Genomic DNA, 23,686 nt, shown 5'->3' with positions numbered 1-23,686 from the left:
TGTTGTGGTTACCTAGTGTTGCAAGCTCATCACAAATTAGCGTCCGACCACCACCCCCCAAATCTCTTCAGCACCGCGTCGCGCATCTCCCCCACGCTCATTTTCCCCGCGTCGAGCACCAGCTCGGCCCCGGGGTCTTCCTCGAAGGGCACGTCCACGCCGATAACCTGCCCCAGGCCCTCGAACTGCTCGCCCGTGGCCTTGCGCTTCATGGCCTTGGCGTACAGCCCGGCCATGACCAGCTTCTCCGGCCTCTTGGCCTCGCGGGCCATGGCGGTCGTCACCCCGCAGCGCAGGTGCACCTCGGCGAAGCGCGCGATCATCCCCCTGGCGCGCACGCGCATGGCCAACTCATGCCCCGAGCCGTCCATGAGCACGAGCCTGCCTTCCCCGGCCAGGCCGGCGGCCTCCTCCGCGAAGAGCCGGTAGGCCTCCCGTCTTTCTTCCGCGCTGTAGGTGGGCTGCGGGAAATACCGTTTCCTGCGCTCGTCCATCTGGAGCCAGACCGTGTCCACCCCCCTGTCCGCCAGCGCTTCGCGCACGGCCTTGACCAGGGTGGACTTGCCCGAGCCCGGCAGCCCGGTGAACCAGATGGCCGCGCCCAGCCGGTCCGGGACCGGCCCGTCTTGATCGATGCCTTTCGCGGTTGAAGCCTCCACGGCCTACTCCAGGTACTTGTTGATGGCGCGCCAGTCGAAGCGCTCGTCCTCCAGCACGCGCTCGAGGAAGCGCAGGAGCCCGGCGCGCACCGCCTCGGGATGGTGCGGGTACCACTGGGGCGAGGCGATCACCAGGCCCCGGAACACGAAGAAGGGCGCGATGACGTCCAAAATCTCCTCGTCTCCCGTGAGCTCCAGGTATTTCTCCCAGAACGCGGTGTAGAGCGTCAGGAAATCCCCGGAGAGCCTGGGCGCGCCGGTCTGGCCGTAGAGCCCGAAGAGCAGGAAGTTGATGGCCATGGTGGAGACGTCGTCGGCCGGTTCGCCCAGTTCCCCCCGGCTGCGGTCCAGCACGGAGAACTCGAAGCCCGCTCCCTCCTTGCGCACCAGCACGTTCCAGGGGTGGAAGTCGCCGTGCACCACGCTCAGGCGGCGGGTGTAGTTTCTCAGCTTCCAGCGCCAGTCCACCACGCGGCGCTCCAGGGCCTGGAAGCGTTCGGGCGGGAAGGCCTCGTAGGGGTGGGGGTAGGCGTCCACGAGGCCGAAGATGCACTCCGAGGCCCCGATCAGGTCGCGCACGCGGCGCAGGTAGAGGTCGGGGTTGTCGAACTTCTCGGCGTGGATCTGGGCCAGCCAGGCCGCGTAGGACTCGGCCAGGGCCACGTCCGGGGCGCTTGCTCCCTCGCGGCCGATGCGCTCCAGGTCCAGGTAGTAGTCGTGGCCGTCCACGAGCTCGAAGAGGATGAAGAACTCCTTGGGCTCGGCCACGGGGAACATGCGGTCCCGGGCGTCGAAGTAGCCCAGGCCCAGGGGCTTGGCGTGGCGGGGCAGGCGTCCGGCCGTCTCGTGCTGGAACATCAGGATGGCGGCGCGGTCCCAGTAGAACTGGTGGCCGTACTTGTCCCCGCGCATGATGGAGAGCACGGCCGAGTTGAGCCTGCCCTGCACGGTGAACTCCAGGCGCAGGGGCTTGCCGTAGCCGAACTCCTTCATGCCCTGGGAGCCGTTCTGGCCGATCTCCCCGAGCCAGGCCAGGCGGGCCGAATCGCCGAAGACCTGGCGCAGGTAGGTCTGGATCTTCTCGGAACTGACGGAGAGCGGTGTCTTCTCCTCGGTGCCGGTGCGCATGGGGTCCTCCTCGGGCGGGTCGGCCCGCTTGGCGTGCTATTCGGGCTTGCCGAAGTTCTCCTCGTAGCGGGCCCAGAATTCGTCCAGGGTGAAGGCGTGCTCCTGGGTGCCGTGCTGCTCCACGCAGTAGGCCGCGGCCACCGCGCCCATCCTGGCCGCGACCGCGAGGGGCCTGCCCTGGGAGAGCCCGTGCAAAAGCCCGGCGCGGAAGGAGTCGCCCGCGCCGGTGGGGTCCTTGACCCCCAGGGCCCTGGCCGCCGGAATCCTCGTCTCCGCGCCTTTCTCGTTGATCACCGAGCCTTCCTCGCCCAGCGTGGTGATGAGCGTGTCCACGCGGTGCAGGATGGACTGCTTGGAGAGCCCGGTGGCGTTCATGATCAGCTGGAGCTCGTAGTCGTTGGTGATCAGGTAGCTCGCGCCCGTGAGCATCTCGGCCAGCTCCTCGCCGGAGAAGGCCGTGATGTTCTGGCCGGGGTCGTAGAAGAAGGGGATGCCCAGCTCCTTGAAGCGGGCGCTGTAGTGCTTCATGTCCGCCAGGCAGCCCGGGGCGACGATGGCCAGGGTGTCGGCCGGGTCGTAGGAGTCCACGGCATACCCGGCCTGGACCTTCATGGCCCCGGGGTTGAAAGCGGTGATCTGGTTGTCGGACTGGTCAGTGGTGATGTAGGCCCCGGCGGTGAATTCGCCGGGCACGAGCTTGATGCCCTGCATGGTCAGGCCCTGCTTGGTCAGCCAGGCGGCGTAGGGCTCGAAGTCCTTTCCGGCCGAGGCCACGATCACGGGGCTGTCGCCAAGAAGGCCCATGGTGTAGGCGATGTTGCCCGCCGTGCCGCCGAACTTCTCCGCGAGCCCCTCCAGAACGAAGCACACCGAGAGGATGTGCAGCTTGTCCGGCAGGATGTGGTCGGAGAACTTCCCGGGAAAGGTCATGATCCTGTCGTAGGCCATGGACCCGAAAACGAGGGTGCGCATCAAGGCTCCTTCACGCTTGCGGACCGGTTTCGGCGGAAATCCAGTCCAGGAAATCGGGGTTGCCGTCCGCCACCGGCAGCGCGACCACGCAGGGCACCTCGTAGGAGTGCAGCTCCCGCACCCGGGCGGTCACCTTGGGGATGAGCTCCATCCTGGTCTTGGCCACGAAGCAGGCCTCGCTCGACTCCTGCACGCGCCCGTCCCACCAATAGATGGAGTCGAGCCCGTCCAGCACGTTCACGCAGGCCACCAGGCGCTCAAGGACAAGGGCCTTGCCGATGGCCCGGGCCTCGTCGCGGCTGGAGGCCGTCACGTAGACGAACGCGGCTCCCACGTCTACTCGCACACGGGCTTCGCGCCCGCCTGCTGCGCGGCCAGCCATTCCACCACGGCGGCCTTGTCCTTCTCGGGGACCTGCGCGCCCTTGGAGATCATGCGGGTCACGGTGACGTCCCAGGCGGCCTTGTCCTTGACCCCCAGGTTCGAGCAGACGCGCTTGGTGTTGTGGCACTTGCCGCACGCGCTGGCGACGGTCTGGGAGTGGTCCTGGGCGAGGGCGGCCGAGAAGCCCAGGCAGAGCAGGCAGGCGGAGGCCAGGACGGCGGTCAGGCGGGTACGTGTCATTGCTTGGTCTCCTTGAGAAAAGGGGTTCGCTGGCTTTTCAATACACGAGGCCGCTCGATTTGCAACGCATCGGGCTTGCGCGCGGGGGCCGCCCCCGGCTACTGGTAGGCATGCGCCGCCGCGAGATGCTTCTGGAGTATTACAAGGCCATGCTGGACGCCATGGGCCACAGGAACTGGTGGCCCGCGCGCACGCCCTTCGAGGTCTGCGTTGGCGCGGTGCTGACCCAGAACACGGCCTGGACGGGCGTCCAGAAGGCCATGGCCAACCTGGACGCGGCCGGATGCCTGGAGCCGCGCGCGCTTTACGCCCTGCCCCAGGCGAGGCTCGAGGAGCTTATCGTCCCGGCCGGGTTTTTCAGGCTCAAGGCCAAGAGGCTCAGGAACCTGCTCGACTATCTCGGGCGCGCCTGCGGCTTCGACCTTTCCACCCTGGCCGCCAGGGACATGGACGCGGTGCGCGCCGAGCTCCTCGAGGTCAAGGGCGTGGGGCCCGAGACGGCGGACTCCATCCTGTGCTACGCGCTGAACATGCCGAGCTTCGTGGTGGACGCCTACACCATGCGCATCCTGGGCAGGCACGGGCTTCTGCCCGAGGACGCGCACTACCACGAGGCCAGGGACTTCTTCATGGACGCCCTTGAGCCGGACACGGCCCTGTACAACGATTTCCACGCCCAGCTGGTGCGCGTGGGCAACCGCTTCTGCAAGACCAGGAAGCCGCTGTGCGACGACTGTCCGCTGGGTTGTTTCCTCTCCTGACCCTGGTTCTCCTGGCCGGGGCCGCTTTCGGCGCCGGGCGGGACTTCTCCGCGCCCACGCGCGCCGAGCGCGCGGCCAGGCCCGCGCTGGAGCGCATCGAGGCCGACATCCGCTTTCTCGAGGCGAACCTGGCCAAGCAGGACTCCGCCACCGACGCCGTCTCGGCCGAGATGGTCCGCCTGTCGCGCGAGCGCGCGGCCCTGGAGGACGGCCTGGCCGCGCTCTGCGTGAAGCTCGCGGACATCCTGCCCGAGCTGTGGGCCATGGAGGTGCGCCTCAAGGGGCTCCTGGAGGCCGACGTGGTGCCCTGGGACGAGGCGGACCGGGGGCTCGCCTGGCTGGGCTCGGTGTTCGCTGCCGCCAGGGCGGAGCTCGACCGGCTGGCGCTTCGGCGCATGGACCTGGCCGAGGTCATGGCCAGGCAGGCCGCGCTCGGCCCCGAGGCCCTGGCCAGGGCCCAGGCGGCGGCCCAACTCAAGGACAGGCTCCTGGCCGAGCGCCTGAAGCTGGCCGCCGAGCTCGCCTCCCTGCGCCGCGAGAATCCCTCCGGGCCGGAGCGGCTGGAGCGCATCCTCGAGCTGGCCTCGCGCGACGGGCTTTCCCCCGTGACGTTTCTGGACAAGCCCCTGGTGGCCTCCCAGGGCGAGATGCCCTGGCCGGTGGAGGGCGTGCAGGCCTGGGCCTTCGACCCGGACGCCTCCCCGCCCAGAAACGGCGTGGGCCTGGCCGCCGCGCCCGGCGCGCCGGTCCGGGCCGTGCACTGGGGCAGAGTGGCCTTCGCCGGGGAACTCCCGGGCCTTGGCGGCACGGTGGTGCTGGCCCACGGCGGCGGGGCTTTCAGCGTCTACTCGCACCTGGCGCGCCCGGGCGTGAAGCCCGGGCAGGAGGCTCCCCGGGGCGCTGCCCTGGGCGAGGCCGGGGCGCTCGCGCCGGGCGGGGTTTCCGGCATGTCTTTTGAATTGCGTTTTGGCTTGAAACCAATTAACCCCAGCCGATGGCTTCTGGCCCGATGACCGCGCGCCAGGGCTTTCCCGGCTTTCTGATGCATCCGGCCGCCCGCAGGCCGTGACTCGCTGGAGGCGACTCTATGTTCCGCATTTCCAAGGCAGGCCTGGTTGGCGTGATCGCCGCCCTGCTCCTCACCGCCGGATTGGCTCTCGCCCAGGAGGACCGTTTCGGCCCCCTCAAACGTTTCAGCGACGTGCTGAGCCTCGTCGAAGCCAACTACGTCAAGAGCGTGCCCAAGAAGGACCTCATCGACGGGGCCATCGTGGGCATGCTCCAGCAGCTCGACCCGCACTCCAGCTTCCTCTCCAAGGAGGACTTCAAGGAGATGCAGGTGAGCACCAGCGGCGAGTTCACCGGCATCGGCATCGAGATCACCGTGGAGAACGGCCGCATCACGGTCATCTCCCCCATCGACGACACCCCGGCGGACAAGGCCGGGCTGCGCGCGGGCGACGTGATCCTCGAGATCGAGAACGAGCCCACCCAGGACATGTCCTTGAACGACGCCGTGCAGCGCATCCGGGGCCCCAAGGGCAAGGCCGTGGGCCTGACCATCGTGCACAAGGGCAGCAACAAGCCCGAGAAGTACCGCATCGTGCGCGACTCCATCCCGATCATCTCTGTGAAGGGCACCGAGGTCGCCCCTGGCTACCACCTGGTGCGCATCACCCGCTTCAACGAGAACACCACCAAGGAACTCGTCCAGGTGATGAAGGACGCCCAGAAGGGCGGCAACGTCAAGGGCCTGATCCTCGACCTGCGCAACAACCCCGGCGGCCTGCTCGACCAGGCCGTGAGCGTCTCCGACTTCTTCCTGGACAAGGGCCGCATCGTGACCATCAAGGGACGGCGCGACGAGCAGCGCAAGGACTTCGACTCCAAGAAGGACGGCACCGAGCCCAACCTGCCGCTCACCGTGCTCATCAACGCCGGTTCGGCCTCGGCCTCGGAGATCGTGGCCGGAGCGCTCCAGGACAACAAGCGCGCCCTGCTGGTCGGCGACAAGACCTTCGGCAAGGGCTCGGTGCAGACAGTGATCCCCCTGGCCGACGGCTCCGGCATCAAGCTGACCACCGCCCTGTACTACACGCCCAGCGGGCGCTCCATCCAGGCCGAGGGCATCGAGCCCGACTTCAAGGTGCCCCTGCAGGACGCCGAGAAGGAGAAGGACCTCTTCGCCCAGGGCCACCAGGTGCGCGAGCGCGACCTGACCCGCCACCTGGACAACCTGAGCCGCAAGAAGAAGACCTCCGAGACCGCCGACCCCAAGGAGCGGGTGAAGGAGCTTATGGAGCGCGACAACCAGCTCAAGCTGGCCCTGGAGCTGCTCAAGTACGCGCCCGTGGCCTCGGCCGGAAACTAGGGCCGGGCAACGCGCAGGAGTAACACCGCAAGATGGCTCAGAAACGCCCCGGAAAGACCCGGCGGCGCCCAGCGACCCAGAAGCGCGGCCGGGGCAAGACCCCGGCCGCGCTCTTCTTCTTCGCGGGCGTGGCCGTGGCCGCACTCGTCTTGTTCTTCGGCTACGCCTTCTACTACCTGCCGGAGAAGCCCCGGCAAACCGCCCCTCCGGCCAAACAGGCAGCGCAGACGCAGCAGGCCCCCGCTCCGGTCCCGGCCGCTCCGGCCGCGACCCCGGCTCCCGCCCCTGCGGCCCAGCCCGAACCAGCCCCGCCCGCGACGCCGCCCGTCCCGGCCGAGCCCGAACCCAAGCCGGGCGCGCCGCGCCTGACCATCGTCATCGACGACCTGGGTGGTTCGCTGGAGCAGGCCCGCGAGCTTCTGGACCTGGGCATCCCCGTGACCTTCTCCGTCATCCCCAACCTGGCGCACACCAAGGACGTGGACGCCCTGGCCGCCAAGGCCGGGATGGAGGTCATCCTGCACCAGCCCATGCAGGCTCGCGGCAACGCGCCCGAATCCGCCGGGACGCTGCACTCCGGAGACAGCGCCTCCCAGGTGGCCGCGACCCTTTCCGCGCACCTCTCCCAGGTGCCCCACGCCGTGGGCGTGAGCAACCACACCGGGTCCAAGGCCACCGAGGACCCCGCGCTCATGGCCGCCGCGATGGCGGAGCTCAAGACGCGCGGGCTCTTCTTCCTGGATTCGCTCACTTCGCCAAGGAGCGTGGCCCACAAGCAGGCCGCCAAGCTGGGCGTGCCCGCCCTGGTGCGCTCCGTGTTCCTGGACAACGAGCGCGGCCAGCAGGCGGCGCTCCTCATGCTGGCCCAGGCCGAGCGCGAGGCCCGGGCCAAGGGCCACGCCGTGGCCATCGGGCACCCCTATCCCGAGACCCTGGCCGCCCTGGCCTCCTGGGCCGTCACGCGCGACAAGTCCATCGCGCTTGCGCCCCTGGCCCGCCAGGCCAAGTAAGGCCCGGCAATTGCGGCATTCGTCCCTCCGTGGTAGGAACGTCACGCATTTGCCGTCACCAGCAAAAAAATGAAGACGAAGGAGCAGGCATGAAACGCGTTCTCACCCTCGCCGCCCTGGCGCTCGCCCTGTCCGCCACCCTGGCCATGGCCCAGCAGAAGGTGATCTCCGTCACCCAGATCGTGGAGCACCCCGCCCTGGACAACTCCCGCAAGGGCTTCATGGACGGCCTCAAGGAGCTGGGAGTGGACGCCAAGTACAACGTGCACATCGCCCAGGGCAACCCGGCCACCAACGTGCAGATCGCGGGCCAGATCCTGGACGAGAAGCCCAGCCTGGTCCTGGCCATCGCCACCCCGGGCGCGCAGGTCAGCGCCCAGAAGATCAAGGACATCCCCGTGGTCTTCACCGCCGTGTCCGACCCCGTGGGCGCGGGCCTGGTCAAGTCCATGGACGCCCCCGGCGGAAACCTCACCGGCATGACCGACATGCCCCCCGTGGACAAACAGCTCGAGCTCATCAAGGCCATCCTGCCCAAGGCCGCCAAGCTGGGCGTGGTCTACAACGCGGGCGAGGCCAACTCCGCGAGCCAGGTCAACGCCGTGAAGGCCGCCGCCTCCAAGCTGGGCATGACCGTGGTCGAGGCCACCGTGACCAACTCCGGCGGCGTGTACCAGGCGGGCAAGAGCCTCGTGGGCCGCTGCGACGCGGTGTACGTGCCCCTGGACAACACCGTGGTCTCGGCCTTCGAGTCCCTGGTGAAGGTGTGCAACGAGAACAAGCTGCCGCTTTTCAGCTCCGACAACGAGTCCGTGAGCAAGGGCGCCGTCGCCGCGCTGGCCGTGGACTACTACGCCATGGGCAAGCAGACCGCCGCCATGGCCAAGAAGATCCTGGACGGGGCCAAGCCAGCCTCCATCCCTGTGGAATCTCTCAAGAACCTGGACGTGCACCTGAACCTGAAGGCCGCCAAGGAGCAGGGCGTGGCCCTGCCCGAGGCCGTGGTGAAGAGCGCGGTGAAGAAGTACGAGTAGCCTTGGGATACGCCGGCCTGGACCGGGGCTCGCGCCGCGAGGAACGCGCGGCCGGGCCGGGTGCGGCAGGCGGGCATGCCTGAAAGCCTGAACAGCCTTGGGGGCGCGGGAAACCGCGCCCTCTTTTTTGTCGTCCGGAAAAGGCGCGGCGCTACCAGCCGCCTCCGCCGCCCCCGCCTCCTCCCCCGCCGGAGGAGCCGCCGCCCCCGCTGCCAGGCGACCCGGACGAGGATGACGTGCTCGACGAGAGCGCGGAGGAAAACCCCGAGGAGAGCCCGCCGCAGAAGCCGCCGGGCGAGGACGCGTCCCAGTGCGGGCCGTGGTACCAGACGGGGCTGTAGCCGTCCGGGGCCTGGGCGGCGCTGGCGAGCACCCCCTCGAAGCGCTCGCCCCAGCGGTTCTCCACGTCCAGGGCCATGGCGTAGGGCAGGAAGCGTTCGAAGAGCTCCGGGGTCTCCTCGGGCGGGTTCAAAAGGTTCAGCCGCTCTTCCTCGGCAACGGTCAGGTAGAGCTTGAAGCCCTCGATCTGGTCCATGACCTGCCTGCCCTCCGCGGTGGGGGCCTTGAGCAGGTGGTGGAAGGCCGCGCAGGCCGTGGCCGTGGCCAGCACGATGGCGGCGGCGAAGGGCGAGGTGGCGAAGCCGAGGAACACGAGCCCGGCCACTTCGCCGAGCAGGAAGGGCAGGGCGAAGGCGCTTACGAAGAGCGCCCCGGCCAGCTTGAGGAAGGTCTCCCGGCCGGTGAGGGCGTCTCTCCAGGTGGCGGCCACGCGCGAGAGCAGGAGCGTGGTGCCCAGGGTCCAGACCGAAAGCCAGACCATGATGAAGGCCGAGGCGCGCCAGTCGTCCCCGGAGAGGGCGGCCGAGGCCACTGTCAGCGCCGCCAGCGCGGCCCCCGGAGCGAACCAGCCCAGGTTGGGGTTGAAGAGGTAGCCCGTGTAGGACTTGTCCAGCGATTTGCGCAGGGCCTCGCGGGCCTTGGTCAGGCTGGCGCGGCTGGCGCGTTTCACTTCGAGCTCCCGGCCGTCCTTGAAGAGCGCCTTCAGAGCCTCGTCCTCCTCCATGGACCCGGGGTCCGGGGCGTTTTCGGCCCGGGCCAGGGTGAAGTCCCCCTTGTCCTCCTCGGTGATCGAGAGCGCGCCGGTGACGGCCAGGCCGACCACGGTGCAGGCCAGGTCCTTGGAGTCGTGGCCCATGCGCGTAACGAAGCGCACCGCGGCCGGGGACATGCCCCGGGGCGGCGCGAAGAGCGGCACGACGACGCCCGGGGCCGGGTCGCGGCCCACCTTGATCCAGGCCGCGACGAAGGCCAGCATGGTCAGGGCGAGCCCGGCGGCGGAGGCCGCCAGGTACGGATTGCCGCGCAGGATCGACAGGGCCGTCTCGCGCCATCCGGCCTGGGCCACGAAGCCCTTGGGCCAGGCCACGGCCACGGTGAAGCCCTCGCCGGGAGCGAGCGCCCGGGTGGTCTCGAACACCAGCCGCCCCGGCCCGTCCTGGCGCACGGTGTAGTCCTTGCCCTTGAAGCCCATGGGGCCGGTGTAGGCCGTGAACTGGAGGGCCTTGGCGTCCGGGGGCAGCATGACCACTATACTCGCGCGCTCAACGGGGAAGGCCCAGTTGTTGCCGGTGACGTTCCAGTAGAGCTCGTCGTAGCCCTCGAAGCGGCGCACCTGGGAGCGCGCCTCGTAGGAGAGGGTGTAGGCGTGCGTCCCGGGTTCGAGCAGCGCGTCCTTGCTGCCCAGGTACACGGTGAACATGCCGTTTTCGCTCTGCGTGCGCCAGGGCTCCGGGCTGGCCCCGCGCCTGGCCGAGGCGACCCGGTAGGCCGGGCCGGAGGAGGCCTCCAGCCAGCCGCGTTCCGGAATGATCAGGGAGCGGAAGATGCCGCGCTTGATGGCCGCGCCGGCGGCCACGGCCGTGATGGATTCCGTCACGTGCAGCTCGCCCGTGGGCTCCACGATGACCACCGCGTCGAAGGACGCGATGCGCTCGCGCTGCGCGAAGGCGTCGGCCGGTGCGAGCGCCGCCAGCAGCGTCGCCAGCAGCAGGCGGAAGACCGCGCGCATGGCTAGTCCGGCTTCCTGAAGTCGACCTTGGGGGGCTCGCGCCTGGCGTCGTCCTCGGCCTCGAAGTACTGGGCGCGGGAGAAGCCGAAGGCCCTGGCCACGAGGTTGGAGGGGAAGGAGTCCACCGCGATGTTCAGGTTGCGCGCGGCTCCGTTGTAGTAGCGCCTGGCCAGCTGGAGCTCGGACTCGATTTCGGACAGGGAACGCTGCAATTCCAGGAAGTTGGCGCTGGCCTTGAGTTCCGGGTAGGCCTCGGCCAGGGCCATGACCTTGCCCAGGGCCTGGCCCAGCAGGCCCTCGGCCTGGAGGCGCTCGCCCGTGTCCTTGGCGGCCAGGCTTTTGGCGCGAAGCTCCGCGATGGATTGCAGCAGGCCGCGCTCGTGGGCCATGTAGCCCTTCACGGCCTCCACGAGGTTCGGCACGAGCTCGGAGCGGCGCGTGAGCTGCACGTCCACGCCGCTCAACCCCTCGGCCGCGAGGTTGGTGTTCCGGACCAGACTGTTGTAGAGAAGCGCGACCCAGACGCCGAGGATCGTCACGGCCGCCAGCAGAACCCAGAGTGTCGTCATCTGCCTGCACCTCGCGAAGCGGTCTGTAACTCCTGGGCATTCCATTAGACGCCATGCAAAGCCGCTGTCAAACAAGGGGGCGATTCGCCCCGAGCCCTTCGGGCCGGATGCACCTGGGCAACGCCTGGACCGCGCTCCTGGCGTGGCTCTCGGCGCGTTCCCGGGGTGGGGCCGTGGTGCTGCGCATGGAGGACCTGGACCCGGACCGCTCCAAGGAGCACTTCGCCCGGGAGATCCTCTCCGACCTCGCCTGGCTGGGCCTCGACTGGGACGAGGGCCCGGACAAGGGCGGGCCGTACGCCCCTTACGCGCAGAGCGAGCGCCGGGACTACTACCGGCGCTGCCTGGAGGAGCTTGATTCGCGCGGGCTCGTCTACCCCTGCTGGTGCACCCGCGCCGAGCTTCGCCAAGGCGCGGACGCCGCGCGCGCCCCGCACGCGGGAGAGTCCGAGCCGGTCTACGCGGGCACGTGCCTGAAGGCCCCGGCGGATGCGCTCGCCGCCAAGGCCCGGTCCGGGCGCGAGGCGTCGGCCAGGCTCAAGGTGCCCAGGGTGCGCATCGAGTTCGAGGACGTGGTCCTCGGCCCCCAGGCCCAGGACCTGGGCACGCAGTGCGGGGACTTCGTGCTGCGCCGCTCCGACGGGGTGCACGCCTACCAGCTGGCCGTGGTGGCCGACGACGCGGCCCAGCACATAACCGAGGTGGTGCGCGGCGCTGATCTGCTGGATTCCACGGCGCGCCAAATCCACCTCTACCGTACTTTCGGCTGGGCCGAGCCGCGCTTCGCCCACGTGCCCCTGCTGGTGGACCCGGACGGAAGGCGGCTCTCCAAGCGGCGCGGCGACGTGGACCTTGGGATGCTGCGCGCGTCCGGCGTCCCGCCCCGGGCGATCACGGGCTACCTGGCCTGGAAGGCCGGGCTTCTGGACGCCGCGCGCCCCGTGAGCCCGGCGGAGCTCGTGGACGGTTTCACCTTCAGGGCCTTGGCGCCCGGGCCGGTGGTGGTGGAGCAAGGATGGATGGAGTCCGTCGCGTGACGGGAAGCGTTGTGCGAACCCTCGATCCAATGGAGCCGCGATGCGTGTCCTGATGATCCTCGCCGCCCTGGCCCTGGCCGCCACCCCGGCCTTTGCCGCCAAGAAGCCCCCCAAGAAGAAGGCCGTGGAGACCGAGTCCTGCGCGCCCATCGACACGAACAACCCGGGCCTTACGTGCTACCGCTTCCAGGGCAAGGGCCCCTACGGGCGCTGCGAGCCCCAGAGCCTGCCCTACGCGCGCTGCCGCACGGGCATCCAGCGCTGCCGGGGCAACTGCGAACTCTCGCCCATCGGCTGGTTTCAGTGCGAGGAGAAGCTCGGGTTCACGTCCGGGCGGCCGTCGGACGGGTGCGTGATGATCCTGGGCGACAACTCGCGCCACCGCATGAAGACGGGCCACGTCTTCGTGGTGGAGAAGGCGAAGGACCTCGGCGGCGGGCACTGGGAGCTGACGCTCTCGCACACCAACCACGACCGCAAGTGCGCCATCGAGACCAACGTGGCCGCGGGCTACAATGCCCACACCAAGAGTCTGGCCATGAAGACCGGCGCGTGGAGCCGGTGGGGCAAGAACCTCACGGCCCTGGGGTTCATCCACACGGAGAAGCGGCTGGCGCAGGCGCAGGAGGGGAGGTAGGGCGGCGGGGCAGGCGTACGGCCCGCCCCGGGCGCTGTGGCGCTCAGCCCTGATACCTCGTGGGGTCTTCCACTTGGGCCTCGGCGAAGCCCTTTTTCCTGAGCAGGCACGAGTCGCACCGGCCGCAGGCCAGGCCCGCCGCGTCCGGGTCGTAGCAGCTGTGCGTCAGCCCGTAATCCACCCCCAGCTTCACGCCCTCTTCGATGATGCGGGCCTTGTCCCAGCGCATCAGCGGCGCGTGCACCTTCATCTTCAGCCTGCCCTCCACGGCCTCCTTGATGGCCAGGTTGGCCATGCGCTCGAAGGCCTCCACGAACTCGGGGCGGCAGTCGGGGTAGCCGGAGTAGTCCAGGGCGTTGACGCCGATGAAGATGTCCGCCGCCGGGAGCACCTCGGCCCAGGCCAGGGCCAGCGAAAGGAACACGGTGTTGCGCGCCGGGACGTAGGTCACGGGGATCTCGCTTTCCATGACGCTTATGTCCCGGTCCTTGGGCACGTCGATGTCGGCGGTGAGGGCCGAGCCCCCGATGCTCCCAAGCGGCAGGTCCAGGACCAGGTGCCCGGCCGCGCCCAGGTGCCTGGCCACGCGGCGGGCGGCCTCGATCTCCACGTCGTGGCGCTGCCCGTAGCGGAAGCTCAGCGCGTAGGCGTTGTACCCCTGGGCCTTGGCCATGGCCAGGCAGGTGGAAGAGTCGAGGCCCCCGGAAAACAGAACGACGGCGTTCTTCACGATATCCTTCCTCACATATATTCTTGATGAATTTTCGCCCACGGCGGAACGGTAAACGCCTCGTCCGGCCCTGTCCCCCCGCTCACACTCCCCGCGCGTCCGGGTCCCAGATGAGCTTGTGCTGCTGAAGCCCGAGCCGCACCGGCAGCTTCTCCGCCAGTATCCAGGCGGAAAGCTCCGCCGGGGCAAGCTCGGCCAGCACGGGCGAAAAATGGATGTGCCGCGACTGAGGCAGGATGCGCCGGACCACGCGCGCCGCGTAGTCGAAATCCTCGCGGTCCGCGATGACGAACTTGAGCTCGTCCTGGGGCCTCAGCCGCTCCAGGTTGCCCCAGTCCGTACTGCCGTGCATCCCGCTGCTTGGGCACTTGATGTCGATGATGGCCGTGGCGCGCGGGTCCAGCGGCGCGATGGAGAGCGATCCGTTGGTCTCCACCAGCACCTCGTAGCCTCGCCCGACCAGTTCCCTGACGAGGAGCGGGGCTTCCCGCTGTCCCAACGGTTCGCCGCCGGTCAGCTCCACCAGGCGGCAGCCGCGCCTGGCCACCTCGGCCAGCACGCCGCCCCGGCTCATGGGCGTGCCCGGCTCCCAGGCGTAGGCCGTGTCGCACCAGCGGCAGCGCAGGTTGCACCCGGAGAGCCGCACGAAGGTGCAGGGCCTGCCGGCGTGGGAGGATTCTCCCTGGATGGAATGGAATATCTCGGTGACGTTTACGGCCATGGGTCCGCCATTTGACGCAATTGGGCCGAAAGCCTAATCCAGAAGCGTCGCGGCGTCAAAACGTGCCGCCAAGGAGCAACAGCCATGACCCTGAAAGACGACGTCTCCTCGCTGACCCACCTGGGAAAGGCCGGGACCAAATACCCCGAGCGCGCCGACGCCTCGCTCATCGAGACCTTCCCCAACCGCTTCCCGGGGCGCGAGTACACGGTCACGTTCGAGTCCGAGGAGTTCACGAGCCTGTGCCCCATGACCGGCCAGCCCGATTTCGGCACCATCACCGTGAGCTACGTGCCGGGCGAGCGCTGCATCGAGTCCAAGTCGTTCAAGCTCTACCTCTTCAGCTACCGCAGCGAGCCTTCCTTCATGGAGACGCTGACCAACCGCGTGCTCGACGACCTCGTGGCGGCCTGCAAGCCGCGCAGGATGCTGGTCACGGGCAATTTCCGGCCGCGCGGGGGCATCGCCATCGTTGTGGAGGCCTCCTACGAGGCCGGATACGAGGCGGACTAGGGCCCGGGGCCCCCGCGCGCGGGAAAAACACCCGGAGAAGCGGCCCTTTCGGGGCCGGGGCACTTCCATAGGAGCCCCTCGGGTGTTATACTCCTAAGTCACAGTTGCGCGCGATTTCCAACCAGGAGAGTCAACATGTGGGAATATACCGACAAAGTGCGTGAGCACTTCATCAACCCCAAGAACGTTGGGGAGATAGCCGACGCCAACGCCGTGGGCGAGGTGGGCTCGCTGGCCTGCGGCGACGCCCTGAAGCTCTTTTTGAAGGTTGACGAGAACGACCGCATCCTGGACGCCAAGTTCCAGACCTTCGGCTGTGCCAGCGCCATCGCCTCCTCCTCGGCCCTGACCGAGATGATCAAGGGCAGGACCGTGGACGAGGCCCTGGCCATCTCCAACCAGGACATCGCCGAGTTCCTCGGCGGCCTGCCCAAGGAGAAGATGCACTGCTCCGTGATGGGCAAGGAGGCCCTGGAGGCCGCTGTGGCCAACCTGCGCGGCCAGCCCCTCGCCCCGCACGAGGAGGGCGAGATCGTCTGCGAATGCTTCGGCGTCACCGACGAGACCATCCGCAGGGCCATCACCGAGAACAAGCTGAACACGGTGGAGGAGATCACCGACTACACCAAAGCCGGCGGCGGCTGCGGCAAGTGCCTGGACAGGCTGGGCGAGATCCTGGCCGAGGTGAAGGGCGGCCCCAAGCCGCTTAAGCCCCTGGAGGTCGTCAAGCCCGCCGGGCTCACCAACATCCAGCGCATGAAGCTCGTCTCCAAGATCATCGACGAGGAGATAAGCCCGAGCCTCCAGCAGGACGGCGGCAACATCGAGCTCGTGGACGTGGACGGCAAGGTGGTCGTGGTCCGGCTGCGCGGGGCGTGCTCCTCGTGCAAGTCCAGCCAGGTCACGCTCAAGCAGTTCGTGGAGAAGCGCCTGCGCGAGGCCGTGGAGCCCGACATCGTGGTGGAGGAGGTGCGCTAGCCATGAAGCCAGTCTACATGGACAACAACGCCACCACGCGCGTGGACCCGGCGGTGCTCGAGGAAATGCTGCCGTACTTCTCGGAACTCTACGGAAACCCGTCGAGCATGCACACCTTCGGGGGCCAGGTGGGCCGCAGGATCAGCGAGGCGCGCGAGCGCGTGGCCGGAGCCTTCGGCTGCCACCCCGACGAGGTGATCTTCAACGCCTGCGGCACCGAGGGCGACAACACCGCCATCCGCTCCGCCCTGGCCTCCCAGCCCGAGAAGCGCCACGTGATCACCACGCGCGTGGAGCACCCGGCCGTGCTCAACCTGGTCAAGCACCTGGAGCGCAAGGGATACGAGGCCACCTACCTGGGCGTGGACGAGGAGGGCAGGCTGGACCTGGACGAACTCAAGGACTCCATCCGCCATGACACCGCGCTGGTCTCCGTGATGTACGCCAACAACGAGACCGGCGTGGTCTACCCCATCCAGGAGATCGCTGAGATCGCCAAGGAGCGCGGCGTGCTCGTGCACACCGACGCCGTGCAGGTGCTGGGCAAGGTGCCCTTCGACCTGAAGACCTTGCCCGTGGACTTCCTGGCCGTGTCCGGCCACAAGGTGCACGCGCCCAAGGGCGTTGGCGCGCTCTTCGTGCGCAAGGGCACGCAGTTTCGGCCCTTCATGGTGGGCGGCCACCAGGAGCGCGGCCGCAGGGCCGGCACGGAGAACACCACCGGCATCATCGGCCTGGGCAAGGCCTGCGAGATCGCTGCGGCGGGCATCGAGCACGAGAACACCGTGGTCAAGGCCCTGCGCGACAGGCTGGAAAAGGGCCTGCTGGCGGCCGTGCCCGAGGCGCGCGTCAACGGCACCACCGAGACGCGCCTGCCCAACACCACGAACATCTCCTTCCAGTACGTGGAGGGCGAGGCCATCCTCCTGATGATGGACGCCCACGGCATCTGCGCCAGCTCCGGCTCGGCATGCACTTCTGGGTCGCTCGAACCCTCGCACGTGCTGCGGGCCATGGGCGTGCCCTTCACCTACGCCCACGGCTCCATCCGCTTCAGCCTCTCGCGCTTCAACACGGACGCCGAGGTGGACCTGGTGCTGGCCGAACTGCCCAAGATCATCACCCGCCTGCGGGAGATATCGCCCTTCAAGCGCACCGAGGGCGAAGCCCCGGCATGCACGTGTTGAAGAATCAGGATAAGATGCCTCCGGCGCACCAGGGGGGAGAGCCTCCCCCTGGACCCGGCGGTCCGCTTCGCGCAGTGCCCCGTCCGTTTGAACCGAAAAGGAAGTGTCATGCCGGGAAGTGACCACCCTACCTGCGCCGCCTGCCCCTACGACTGGTCCATCCGCTACTGCCGCAACGGCAAGGGCAAGGCTCCCGCCAACTGCCCGTCTCTGCGCATAAGCGATCTGGCCCAAAGCGCCGTGGAAACCACGCTCTCGCCCGGGAACCGCGAGTTCGCCAGGCTCGCCTCCGTGCAGGAGGCCGAGGGCTACGGCGGACGCGACCAGGGCTACGCCTCGGTGAAGCCGGTGAAGCCGCGCATCGTGGAGATCGTGGAGTTCGCCAGGCGCATGGGCTACCGCCGCCTGGGCCTGGCCTTCTGCGTGGGGCTTCGCAAAGAGGCTTCGGTGGTGCGCGAGATCTTCGAAACCAACGGCTTGAGCACCGTGTCCGTGGCGTGCAAGGCCGGGGCCGCGCCCAAGTCCGTGCTGGGCATAGGGCCCTGCGCCCAGGTGGACCCGGGCTCGCCACACGAGAGCATGTGCAACCCCGTGTTCCAGGCCGAGGCCCTGAACGCCTCGGGCGCGGAATTCAACGTGCTCCTGGGGCTTTGCGTGGGGCACGACTCGCTCTTCCTCAAGTACGCAAAGGCCCCCTGCACGGTGCTGGCCGTTAAGGACAGGGTCCTCGGGCACAACCCCCTGGCCGCCGTGGAGCAGTACGACGGCTACTACCGCTACCTGAAACGTCCCCTGGAATAGGAGACAGCGCATGAAGATCGCCGCCAACATGGTCGAGCTGGTGGGCAACACCCCGCTCGTGGCGCTTTCGCGACTGGGCGAGGGCCTTGGCGCGCGCCTCGTGGCCAAGCTCGAATCCGCCAACCCGTGTTTTTCGGTCAAGGACCGCATCGGCTGCAACATGATCCTGGACGCCGAGCGCCGGGGCCTGGTGGACAAGGACACCGTGGTCGTGGAGCCCACCAGCGGCAACACGGGCATCGCCCTGGCCTTCATGTGCGCCGTGCGCGGCTACAAACTGGTATTGACCATGCCCGAGTCCATGAGCGCGGAGCGCCGGGCGCTCCTGCGCGGCTTCGGGGCCAAGCTGGTGCTCACCGAGGCGGGGAAGGGCATGAAGGGGGCCATCGACAAGGCCCGCGAGATAGTGGAACACCTGCCCAAGGCCTTCATGCCCATGCAGTTCGAAAACCCGGCCAACCCCCAGGCCCACCGCCTGACCACGGCGGAGGAGATCTGGCGCGACACGGCCGGGCAGGTGGACGTCTTCGTGGCCGGGGTGGGCACGGGCGGCACGCTCACGGGCGTGGCCCAGGCGCTCAAGCCCCGCAAGCCCGGGCTCATGGCCGTGGCCGTGGAGCCGGACGCATCGCCCGTGCTCTCGGGCGGGCAGCCGGGCCCGCACATGATCCAGGGCATCGGGGCCGGGTTCGTGCCCGAGGTCCTGGACGTGAGCCTCGTGGACGAAGTCTTCCGCGTCACCAACGACCAGGCCCTGGCCATGGCCAGGCGCATGCTGCGCGAGGAGGGCATCCTCTGCGGCATCTCCTCCGGCGCCATCTGCCACGCGGCTGTGGAGTTGGCCAAGAGGCCTGAAAACGAGGGGAAAATGATCGTGTTCATCGTCTGCGACACGGGCGAGCGCTACCTGAGCACCGCCCTGTTCACCGAAATGGAGGCCCCCGGTGATTCATGAGCGTCACGTGCTGGCGAGCCTGAGCCCGGAGCGCGACGTGCTGGAGGACGTGGTCTCCAGGCTCTGCGCCCCGTCGTCGTACCAGGCCTTCGCCTGCCGCAAGCTGACCGATTCGCCCATGCCCTCCGTGGAGGCGCTCTCCGAGGTGGTTGACCGGCTCAAGGCAGTGCTCTTCCCCGGCTACTTCGGCGACTCAGAGGTCACGCCCGACACCCTGGCCTACCACACCGGGGCCAACCTGGACGTGGTGTTCCGCAAGCTGGCCGACCAGATCAAGCGCGGCTTCTGCTTCGTGTGCGCGGGCCAGAACAAGGCCTGCACCGGCTGCGAGGAGCAGGCCATGGACAAGGCCACGGCGTTCCTCAGGGCCATCCCGTCCATCCGGGAGATGCTCGTGCGCGACGTCCAGGCCGCCTACGACGGCGACCCGGCCGCCAAGAGCCCGGGCGAGACCATCTTCTGCTACCCGAGCATCAAGGCGCTCATCCACCAGCGCGCCGCCCACGAGCTGCACAAGCTCGGCGTGGACATCATCCCGCGCATCATCACCGAGATGGCCCACTCCGAGACGGGCATCGACATCCACCCGGGCGCGCGCATCGGCAAGGGCTTCTTCATCGACCACGGCACCGGCGTGGTCATCGGCGAGACCTGCGTCATCGGCGACAACGTACGCCTTTACCAGGGCGTGACCCTGGGGGCCAAGAGCTTCCCCAAGGACGAGCTGGGCAACCCGGTCAAGGGCCTGGCGCGCCACCCCATCGTGGAGGACGACGTGATCATCTACTCCGGGGCCACGGTGCTCGGGCGCATCACCATCGGCAAGGGCTCGGTGATCGGGGCCAACGTCTGGGTGACCTCGGACGTTCCCCCCGGCACCAGGGTGATGAAGGCCAGCGTCACGGAGAACGGGAAGGAGCATGGCTGAGAAGAAGCTCGTCATAGCCATGGTGGGCCTGCCCGCGTCGGGCAAGTCCACCGTGGCCTCCAAGATCAAGCAGTGCCTGGCCGCCGAAGGCCTGGCCGTGCAGGTCTTCAACAACGGCGACGTGCGCCGCGAGATCTGCGGCGGGCGCGAGACGGCCTGCGCCGCGTTCTACTCCCCCGAGAACAACGAAGGCGTGGCCATGCGCGAGAAGATCGCGCGCATCAACATGGAGCGCGCTGCCAAATTCCTGGACGGGGAAGGGCAGGTGGCGGTGCTGGACGCCACCAACGTCTCGAGCAGGCGCAGGCAGGCCATCAGGTCGTTCTTTTGGGGCCTGCCCGTGTTCTTCGTGGAGTGCGTGAACACCGACCCGGAGCTCCTGGAGGCCAGCATCAGCCGCAAGGCGGCCTTGCCGGAGTTCGCCCTGTTCGACCCCGCCGAGGCCCAGGAGAGCTTCCGCCAGCGCATCCGCTACTACGAGGGCATCCACCAGCCCCTGGACGGCGAGGAGAACTACGTGGTGCTGGACACCCTGCACAACCGCATCGAGCGCGAGCGGGTGCAGGCCGTGTTGCCGCACTACCGCCTGGTGCGCGACCTGCTGGTGTCCGACTGGGTGCGCAACCTCTACCTGGCCCGCCACGGCGAGACCTACCACAACCTGGAAAACCGCATCGGCGGCGACTCCGACTTGACCCCCCGGGGCCTGGTGCAGGCCCAGTCCTTGGCCTGGCACTTCCGCGAGACGCCCCTGCCTTACGTGTTCACCAGCACCAGGAAGCGCACCCGGCAAATGGCCGGGCTTCTCTGCCAGGGCCGCCAGGACTGCCGCATGGTGGCCCTGCCTGAGTTCGACGAGATCGACGCGGGGGTCTGCGAGGAGATGACCTACGACGAGATCGCCCGCGACCTGCCCGAGGTGCACGAGGCGCGCACCCGCGACAAGTACAACTACGTCTACCCGGGCGGGGAGGGATACGCCACGCTCAAGGCCAGGGTGGAGCGGGGGGTGAAGAAGGCCCTGTACCTCTCGGGCAACGCCGAGAACATCATGATCGTGGGCCATCAGGCCGTGAACAGGATGATCCTCTCGCACTTCCTCTACCGGCGCACCGAGGACGTGCCCTACATCTACATTCCCCAGGACCGCTACTTCCACATCGTCTCCACCCAGTCGCGCAAGGTTTTCGAACTGGTGCAATTCATGGGTTGATCGAAACGCCCCTGCGTGCCATAAGCAGAACCGTATGGGGGGCTTCGAACACGGAGGCACTATGCTCGGATTGGAGAAACGGGTCGACGCTATCAGGCAGATGCAGGGCTCCGAGGACGTCGAGCCCGACACCCCGGCGCGCAACAGCGCCCGCACCGGGATCATGCTGGCCCTGGTGGGCATCCTGGCGGCTGTGGCCGTGTACATCGCGGTGGAGGGCAAGTACTCCGCCAAGATGAACGACTACGAGGCCAAGCTGGCGGCCATGGACGCCAAGGTGGCCGAGGCCGTCAACGCGCCCAGGGACATGGCCCGCAAGGTCATCGCGGTCAACACGCTGGGCGAGGTTTCCCAGAAGGTCGATTCCCTCAAGGGGCAGCTGGACGCCTCCTACCAGGAGCGGCTGGCCAAGATCGACGAGATGGTCAAGTCCATCCAGAAGGACATGGGCAAGTAAGTTTTCACGCCGAATGCCAGGCGGAAGGCGTCCGGAGGTTCTCCGGGCGCCTTTTTTGCGGGGCGGGTCATTGCCCTTCGCGGGCGAGGCCCGGCGCGCTCCTGCCCGACACACGCTTGCCGAATCTGATGGCCGGAGCCTCCACCAGGCGGAAGACGACGACGGCAGCGCCCAGGGTCAGCGCGAGGCCGCTCCCGGCTGCCAGGGCCGGGTTTCCCGTCGCTTCAAGGATCATGCGCGCCGAGGTCATGCCTACCGGGGCGTGCAAAAGGTAGACGCTGTAGGACGTGTCGGCGAGGAACCTCCCGGCCGTGGCCGCCGCCCGGCTGGAGGCGATGGGGCCGCGCAGGCCCAGGCAGGCGAAAAAGGTGACCATGGCCAGCCAGTACGCCCGGATGAAGCGCCAGGCCTCGTCAGCCTCGTAGCCCAGCAGGTTGGCCCAAACGAGCAGACCGGCCACGCACGCCGTTGCAAGAAGAACTTTCATTCCGCCTCGGCCCCTGTCGATGGCCTGGCGCGCGGCGTCCCCCAGAAACATGAGCGTGAATGCGAAAAGCGGGGCCAGCGGAAGGCTTAGGCCCGTGGCCTGGCCCAGGGCGGCCAGGCCGATGCAGAGCGCGAGCGCGGCCCCGGTCAGGCGCAGGCCGCTCCATGCCAGCCGGCCCATCCAGAAGAGCAGGGCGCAGGTGAGATAGAACAGCAGTTCGATGGGCAGCGTCCAGAACGCCCCGATCACGTCCGGCACTCCCAGGAATTTCTGGGCCATGGTCAGGTTCGCCACGGCCGTCCGCGCGTTCAGGCCCTGCCAGTCCCCGGAGAGCCAGGCCGCCGTCGCCCAGGCCGCGATGGCCACCCAGTAGGCCGGGTACAGCCTGCAAAACCTGTGGATCGCGTAGGATCGCAGGCTGGCGTTGGGGGCGCGCAGGGTGGACGGGATCAGAAAACCGCTTATCATGAAGAAGAGCGCCACGCCGTAGCGTCCGAGATCGAGAAAGCCGTAAACGAGCCAATACGTCCATGAGCCGGGCGGAACGGGCTCGGCAGGGTAGCCGCAGAGTATGTGCAGGTCGAGGTGGAACCAGAAGACCAGGAGCGCGGCCACGCCGCGGAGCAGGTCGATGAAGGCGAACATCCGTCCCTCCTGACCCGGCGCCTTGGCCCACGGGGCCTGCGCGGCTGCTTCAGGGAGGGCGGCGACGGCCCCTCGGGACGGACAACGGCGGCGCTTTCGGTTCAGCCGGGATGGTGTCGGAAGCTAACAGAACTGTCTGGCAAAGGCAAAGCAGTGCCGGAGGAGGATGCCCGCGCCTCGCGCCCGCGCACTGTCGCGAATGTGCTTCACGGGCGATCGCCGGGTAATTCAAGATGTTGTCCACGGCGTGACAAACAACTGCGTGGCCGTTGTAACAGAATGTGTTGACGCGGCATGCGAATTCGACGAAAATCCGTTGCCGTGCGGTGCGTGTGACGGGTACGTTTCGTGCAGCACGTCAGCCGCAACAGCCGGCGCCGGGGGCCGAAAGACAACCGGTCCACGCCAACGGCCCGAATTCACGAAGGACATTAGCCGAACAATGAAATTCAAATTGATGACGACCATGCTCGCGGCGCTTCTCGTTGCCTGCGTCGCGGGTCAGGCCCTCGCGGGCGCGGACAGCGGCAAGCTGCTCTCCCTGCTCGACCAGATGGAAGCGCGCTACGACCAGGTGCAGGACTACACCGCCACCTTCCAGAAGCAGGAGCGCGTGGGCAAGAAGCTCAACGACAGGGAGAGCATCCACGTCAAGTTCGCCAAGCCCTTCAAGGTCTACATGAAGTGGCTGAGCTCCTCGCCCAAGGAAGCCCTCTACGTGCACGGCGAGTACGGCGGCAAGGTCCTGGCGTACTGCCCGGGCCTCCTGGGCTTCTGGACCTGGACCTTCGTCCCCACCGACCCCCGCCTCATGGACGGCAACCGCCACCCCATCACGGAGATCGGTTTCGGCTTCATCATCCAGATGATGCGCCAGAACATCCCGGCCGCCATGCAGCGCGGCGAGTTCCAGCTCGTTGGCCTGAGCGAGGAGAGCTTCGAGGGCAGGCCCACCATCCGCATCGAGGCGCGCTTCAGCCCCTCGGGCGGCCGCAAGTACTACACCTCGCACATGATCCTGAACGTGGACAAGGAACACCTGCTCCCCGTGGGCGTGACCTGCTACGACGAGAGCGGCAACCTGGAGGAGCAGTACGGCTACAAGGACCTCAAGGTGAACGTGGGGCTCACGGCCATGGACTTCTCCAAGGCCAACAAGAACTACCGCTTCTAGGCGCGCCTTATCCGGCATCCGTTTCCG

Annotated in this window: 26 protein-coding genes; 16 read left to right on the top strand and 10 right to left on the bottom strand. The window is 68.1% G+C overall.

Annotated features, from left to right (window positions below):
- Nucleotides 1-29: 29 nt before the first annotated feature.
- Genes ACZ5V4_RS05450 through ACZ5V4_RS05430 form a run of 5 tightly spaced genes read right to left on the bottom strand, consistent with a single transcriptional unit; the run spans nt 30 to nt 3,383 of the window.
- Nucleotides 30-659: an adenylyl-sulfate kinase gene (locus ACZ5V4_RS05450; protein ID WP_464317160.1), complete on the bottom strand. Its 630-nt coding sequence runs from the start codon at nt 657-659 to the stop codon at nt 30-32.
- 3 nt (nt 660-662) lie between these two features.
- Nucleotides 663-1,787: a phosphotransferase family protein gene (locus tag ACZ5V4_RS05445; RefSeq protein ID WP_464317159.1), complete on the bottom strand. Its 1,125-nt coding sequence runs from the start codon at nt 1,785-1,787 to the stop codon at nt 663-665.
- A gap of 36 nt (nt 1,788-1,823) precedes the next feature.
- Nucleotides 1,824-2,759, bottom strand: a complete 936-nt coding sequence (locus ACZ5V4_RS05440; protein WP_464317158.1) for a carbohydrate kinase family protein — start codon at nt 2,757-2,759, stop codon at nt 1,824-1,826.
- Between the two features lie 10 nt (nt 2,760-2,769).
- Nucleotides 2,770-3,105: a divalent-cation tolerance protein CutA gene (gene cutA / locus ACZ5V4_RS05435; RefSeq protein ID WP_464317157.1), complete on the bottom strand. Its 336-nt coding sequence runs from the start codon at nt 3,103-3,105 to the stop codon at nt 2,770-2,772.
- Nucleotides 3,096-3,383: a hypothetical protein gene (locus ACZ5V4_RS05430; RefSeq protein ID WP_464317156.1), complete on the bottom strand. Its 288-nt coding sequence runs from the start codon at nt 3,381-3,383 to the stop codon at nt 3,096-3,098. Before ACZ5V4_RS05430 ends, cutA begins: the two co-directional genes overlap by 10 nt.
- A 110-nt stretch (nt 3,384-3,493) precedes the next feature.
- Between ACZ5V4_RS05430 and ACZ5V4_RS05425 the strand changes: the two genes are divergently transcribed.
- The 5 genes from ACZ5V4_RS05425 to ACZ5V4_RS05405 all read left to right on the top strand — a co-directional run bounded on the left by ACZ5V4_RS05425 (nt 3,494) and on the right by ACZ5V4_RS05405 (nt 8,559).
- Entirely contained in the window at nt 3,494-4,144 is a 651-nt protein-coding gene (locus ACZ5V4_RS05425; RefSeq protein WP_464317155.1) for an endonuclease III domain-containing protein, read from the top strand.
- Nucleotides 4,108-5,157, top strand: coding sequence for a murein hydrolase activator EnvC family protein (locus tag ACZ5V4_RS05420; RefSeq protein ID WP_464317154.1), 1,050 nt, complete (start codon nt 4,108-4,110; stop codon nt 5,155-5,157). Before ACZ5V4_RS05425 ends, ACZ5V4_RS05420 begins: the two co-directional genes overlap by 37 nt.
- A 74-nt stretch (nt 5,158-5,231) precedes the next feature.
- Nucleotides 5,232-6,515 carry a S41 family peptidase gene (locus tag ACZ5V4_RS05415; RefSeq protein ID WP_464317153.1) on the top strand — a complete coding sequence of 428 codons (1,284 nt, stop codon included), beginning with the start codon at nt 5,232-5,234 and terminating at the stop codon, nt 6,513-6,515.
- A gap of 32 nt (nt 6,516-6,547) precedes the next feature.
- Entirely contained in the window at nt 6,548-7,525 is a 978-nt protein-coding gene (locus tag ACZ5V4_RS05410; RefSeq protein WP_464317152.1) for a divergent polysaccharide deacetylase family protein, read from the top strand.
- 89 nt (nt 7,526-7,614) lie between these two features.
- Nucleotides 7,615-8,559, top strand: a complete 945-nt coding sequence (locus ACZ5V4_RS05405; protein WP_464317151.1) for an ABC transporter substrate-binding protein — start codon at nt 7,615-7,617, stop codon at nt 8,557-8,559.
- Nucleotides 8,560-8,710: 151 nt separating this feature from the next.
- Here ACZ5V4_RS05405 and ACZ5V4_RS05400 read toward each other — a convergent pair whose 3' ends face one another.
- Entirely contained in the window at nt 8,711-10,627 is a 1,917-nt protein-coding gene (locus ACZ5V4_RS05400; RefSeq protein ID WP_464317150.1) for a DUF2207 domain-containing protein, read from the bottom strand.
- Nucleotides 10,628-10,629: 2 nt separating this feature from the next.
- Entirely contained in the window at nt 10,630-11,196 is a 567-nt protein-coding gene (locus ACZ5V4_RS05395; RefSeq protein WP_464317149.1) for a LemA family protein, read from the bottom strand.
- Between the two features lie 53 nt (nt 11,197-11,249).
- Here ACZ5V4_RS05395 and gluQRS point away from each other — a divergent pair, with 53 nt between their 5' ends.
- Together gluQRS and ACZ5V4_RS05385 are read left to right on the top strand one after the other, a co-directional pair.
- Nucleotides 11,250-12,233 carry a tRNA glutamyl-Q(34) synthetase GluQRS gene (gene gluQRS, locus ACZ5V4_RS05390; RefSeq protein WP_464317148.1) on the top strand — a complete coding sequence of 328 codons (984 nt, stop codon included), beginning with the start codon at nt 11,250-11,252 and terminating at the stop codon, nt 12,231-12,233.
- A 40-nt stretch (nt 12,234-12,273) separates the two neighbouring features.
- A complete protein-coding gene (locus ACZ5V4_RS05385) occupies nt 12,274-12,870 on the top strand; it encodes a hypothetical protein (protein WP_464317147.1) in 597 nt (198 codons plus the stop codon).
- A gap of 43 nt (nt 12,871-12,913) precedes the next feature.
- Here ACZ5V4_RS05385 and queC read toward each other — a convergent pair whose 3' ends face one another.
- Both queC and ACZ5V4_RS05375 read right to left on the bottom strand, forming a co-directional pair.
- Nucleotides 12,914-13,600 carry a 7-cyano-7-deazaguanine synthase QueC gene (queC, locus tag ACZ5V4_RS05380; RefSeq protein WP_464317146.1) on the bottom strand — a complete coding sequence of 229 codons (687 nt, stop codon included), beginning with the start codon at nt 13,598-13,600 and terminating at the stop codon, nt 12,914-12,916.
- Between the two features lie 82 nt (nt 13,601-13,682).
- Nucleotides 13,683-14,321 (bottom strand): radical SAM protein, encoded by a 639-nt coding sequence (locus ACZ5V4_RS05375; protein WP_464317145.1) that lies wholly within the window; start codon nt 14,319-14,321, stop codon nt 13,683-13,685.
- Nucleotides 14,322-14,405: 84 nt separating this feature from the next.
- On the opposite strand from ACZ5V4_RS05375, the gene queF reads away from it, so the two are divergent.
- From queF to ACZ5V4_RS05335, 8 genes are all read left to right on the top strand, one after another.
- Complete coding sequence (queF, locus tag ACZ5V4_RS05370; RefSeq protein WP_464317144.1) at nt 14,406-14,834, top strand: preQ(1) synthase; 429 nt, start codon at nt 14,406-14,408, stop codon at nt 14,832-14,834.
- Nucleotides 14,835-14,969: 135 nt separating this feature from the next.
- Nucleotides 14,970-15,812, top strand: a complete 843-nt coding sequence (nifU, locus tag ACZ5V4_RS05365) for a Fe-S cluster assembly protein NifU (RefSeq protein WP_464317143.1) — start codon at nt 14,970-14,972, stop codon at nt 15,810-15,812.
- A 2-nt stretch (nt 15,813-15,814) separates the two neighbouring features.
- On the top strand, nt 15,815-16,999 hold the full coding sequence (gene nifS / locus ACZ5V4_RS05360; protein ID WP_464317142.1) for a cysteine desulfurase NifS: 1,185 nt from the start codon (nt 15,815-15,817) through the stop codon (nt 16,997-16,999).
- 108 nt (nt 17,000-17,107) lie between these two features.
- Nucleotides 17,108-17,800, top strand: a complete 693-nt coding sequence (locus ACZ5V4_RS05355; RefSeq protein WP_464317141.1) for a DUF1847 domain-containing protein — start codon at nt 17,108-17,110, stop codon at nt 17,798-17,800.
- A 10-nt stretch (nt 17,801-17,810) separates the two neighbouring features.
- Nucleotides 17,811-18,755 (top strand): cysteine synthase A, encoded by a 945-nt coding sequence (gene cysK, locus ACZ5V4_RS05350; RefSeq protein ID WP_464317140.1) that lies wholly within the window; start codon nt 17,811-17,813, stop codon nt 18,753-18,755.
- On the top strand, nt 18,748-19,683 hold the full coding sequence (gene epsC / locus ACZ5V4_RS05345) for a serine O-acetyltransferase EpsC (RefSeq protein ID WP_464317812.1): 936 nt from the start codon (nt 18,748-18,750) through the stop codon (nt 19,681-19,683). Before cysK ends, epsC begins: the two co-directional genes overlap by 8 nt.
- Complete coding sequence (locus tag ACZ5V4_RS05340) at nt 19,676-20,896, top strand: bifunctional nucleoside/nucleotide kinase/histidine phosphatase family protein (RefSeq protein ID WP_464317139.1); 1,221 nt, start codon at nt 19,676-19,678, stop codon at nt 20,894-20,896. The genes epsC and ACZ5V4_RS05340 overlap by 8 nt, the downstream gene beginning before the upstream one ends.
- Nucleotides 20,897-20,957: 61 nt before the next feature.
- Nucleotides 20,958-21,353 (top strand): hypothetical protein, encoded by a 396-nt coding sequence (locus ACZ5V4_RS05335; RefSeq protein WP_464317138.1) that lies wholly within the window; start codon nt 20,958-20,960, stop codon nt 21,351-21,353.
- 67 nt (nt 21,354-21,420) lie between these two features.
- Here ACZ5V4_RS05335 and ACZ5V4_RS05330 read toward each other — a convergent pair whose 3' ends face one another.
- Nucleotides 21,421-22,485 carry an acyltransferase family protein gene (locus ACZ5V4_RS05330; protein WP_464317137.1) on the bottom strand — a complete coding sequence of 355 codons (1,065 nt, stop codon included), beginning with the start codon at nt 22,483-22,485 and terminating at the stop codon, nt 21,421-21,423.
- A 442-nt stretch (nt 22,486-22,927) separates the two neighbouring features.
- On the opposite strand from ACZ5V4_RS05330, the gene ACZ5V4_RS05325 reads away from it, so the two are divergent.
- The gene (locus ACZ5V4_RS05325; RefSeq protein ID WP_464317136.1) at nt 22,928-23,659 is read left to right on the top strand and encodes a DUF1571 domain-containing protein; all 732 of its coding nucleotides are present in this window, start codon (nt 22,928-22,930) and stop codon (nt 23,657-23,659) included.
- Nucleotides 23,660-23,686: the final 27 nt, after the last annotated feature.

It is taken from the genome of Fundidesulfovibrio sp. YSD1, assembly GCF_055397115.1.
Note: the sequence above shows the minus strand (reverse complement) of the source record. Positions and strands in the feature narration are given on the sequence as shown.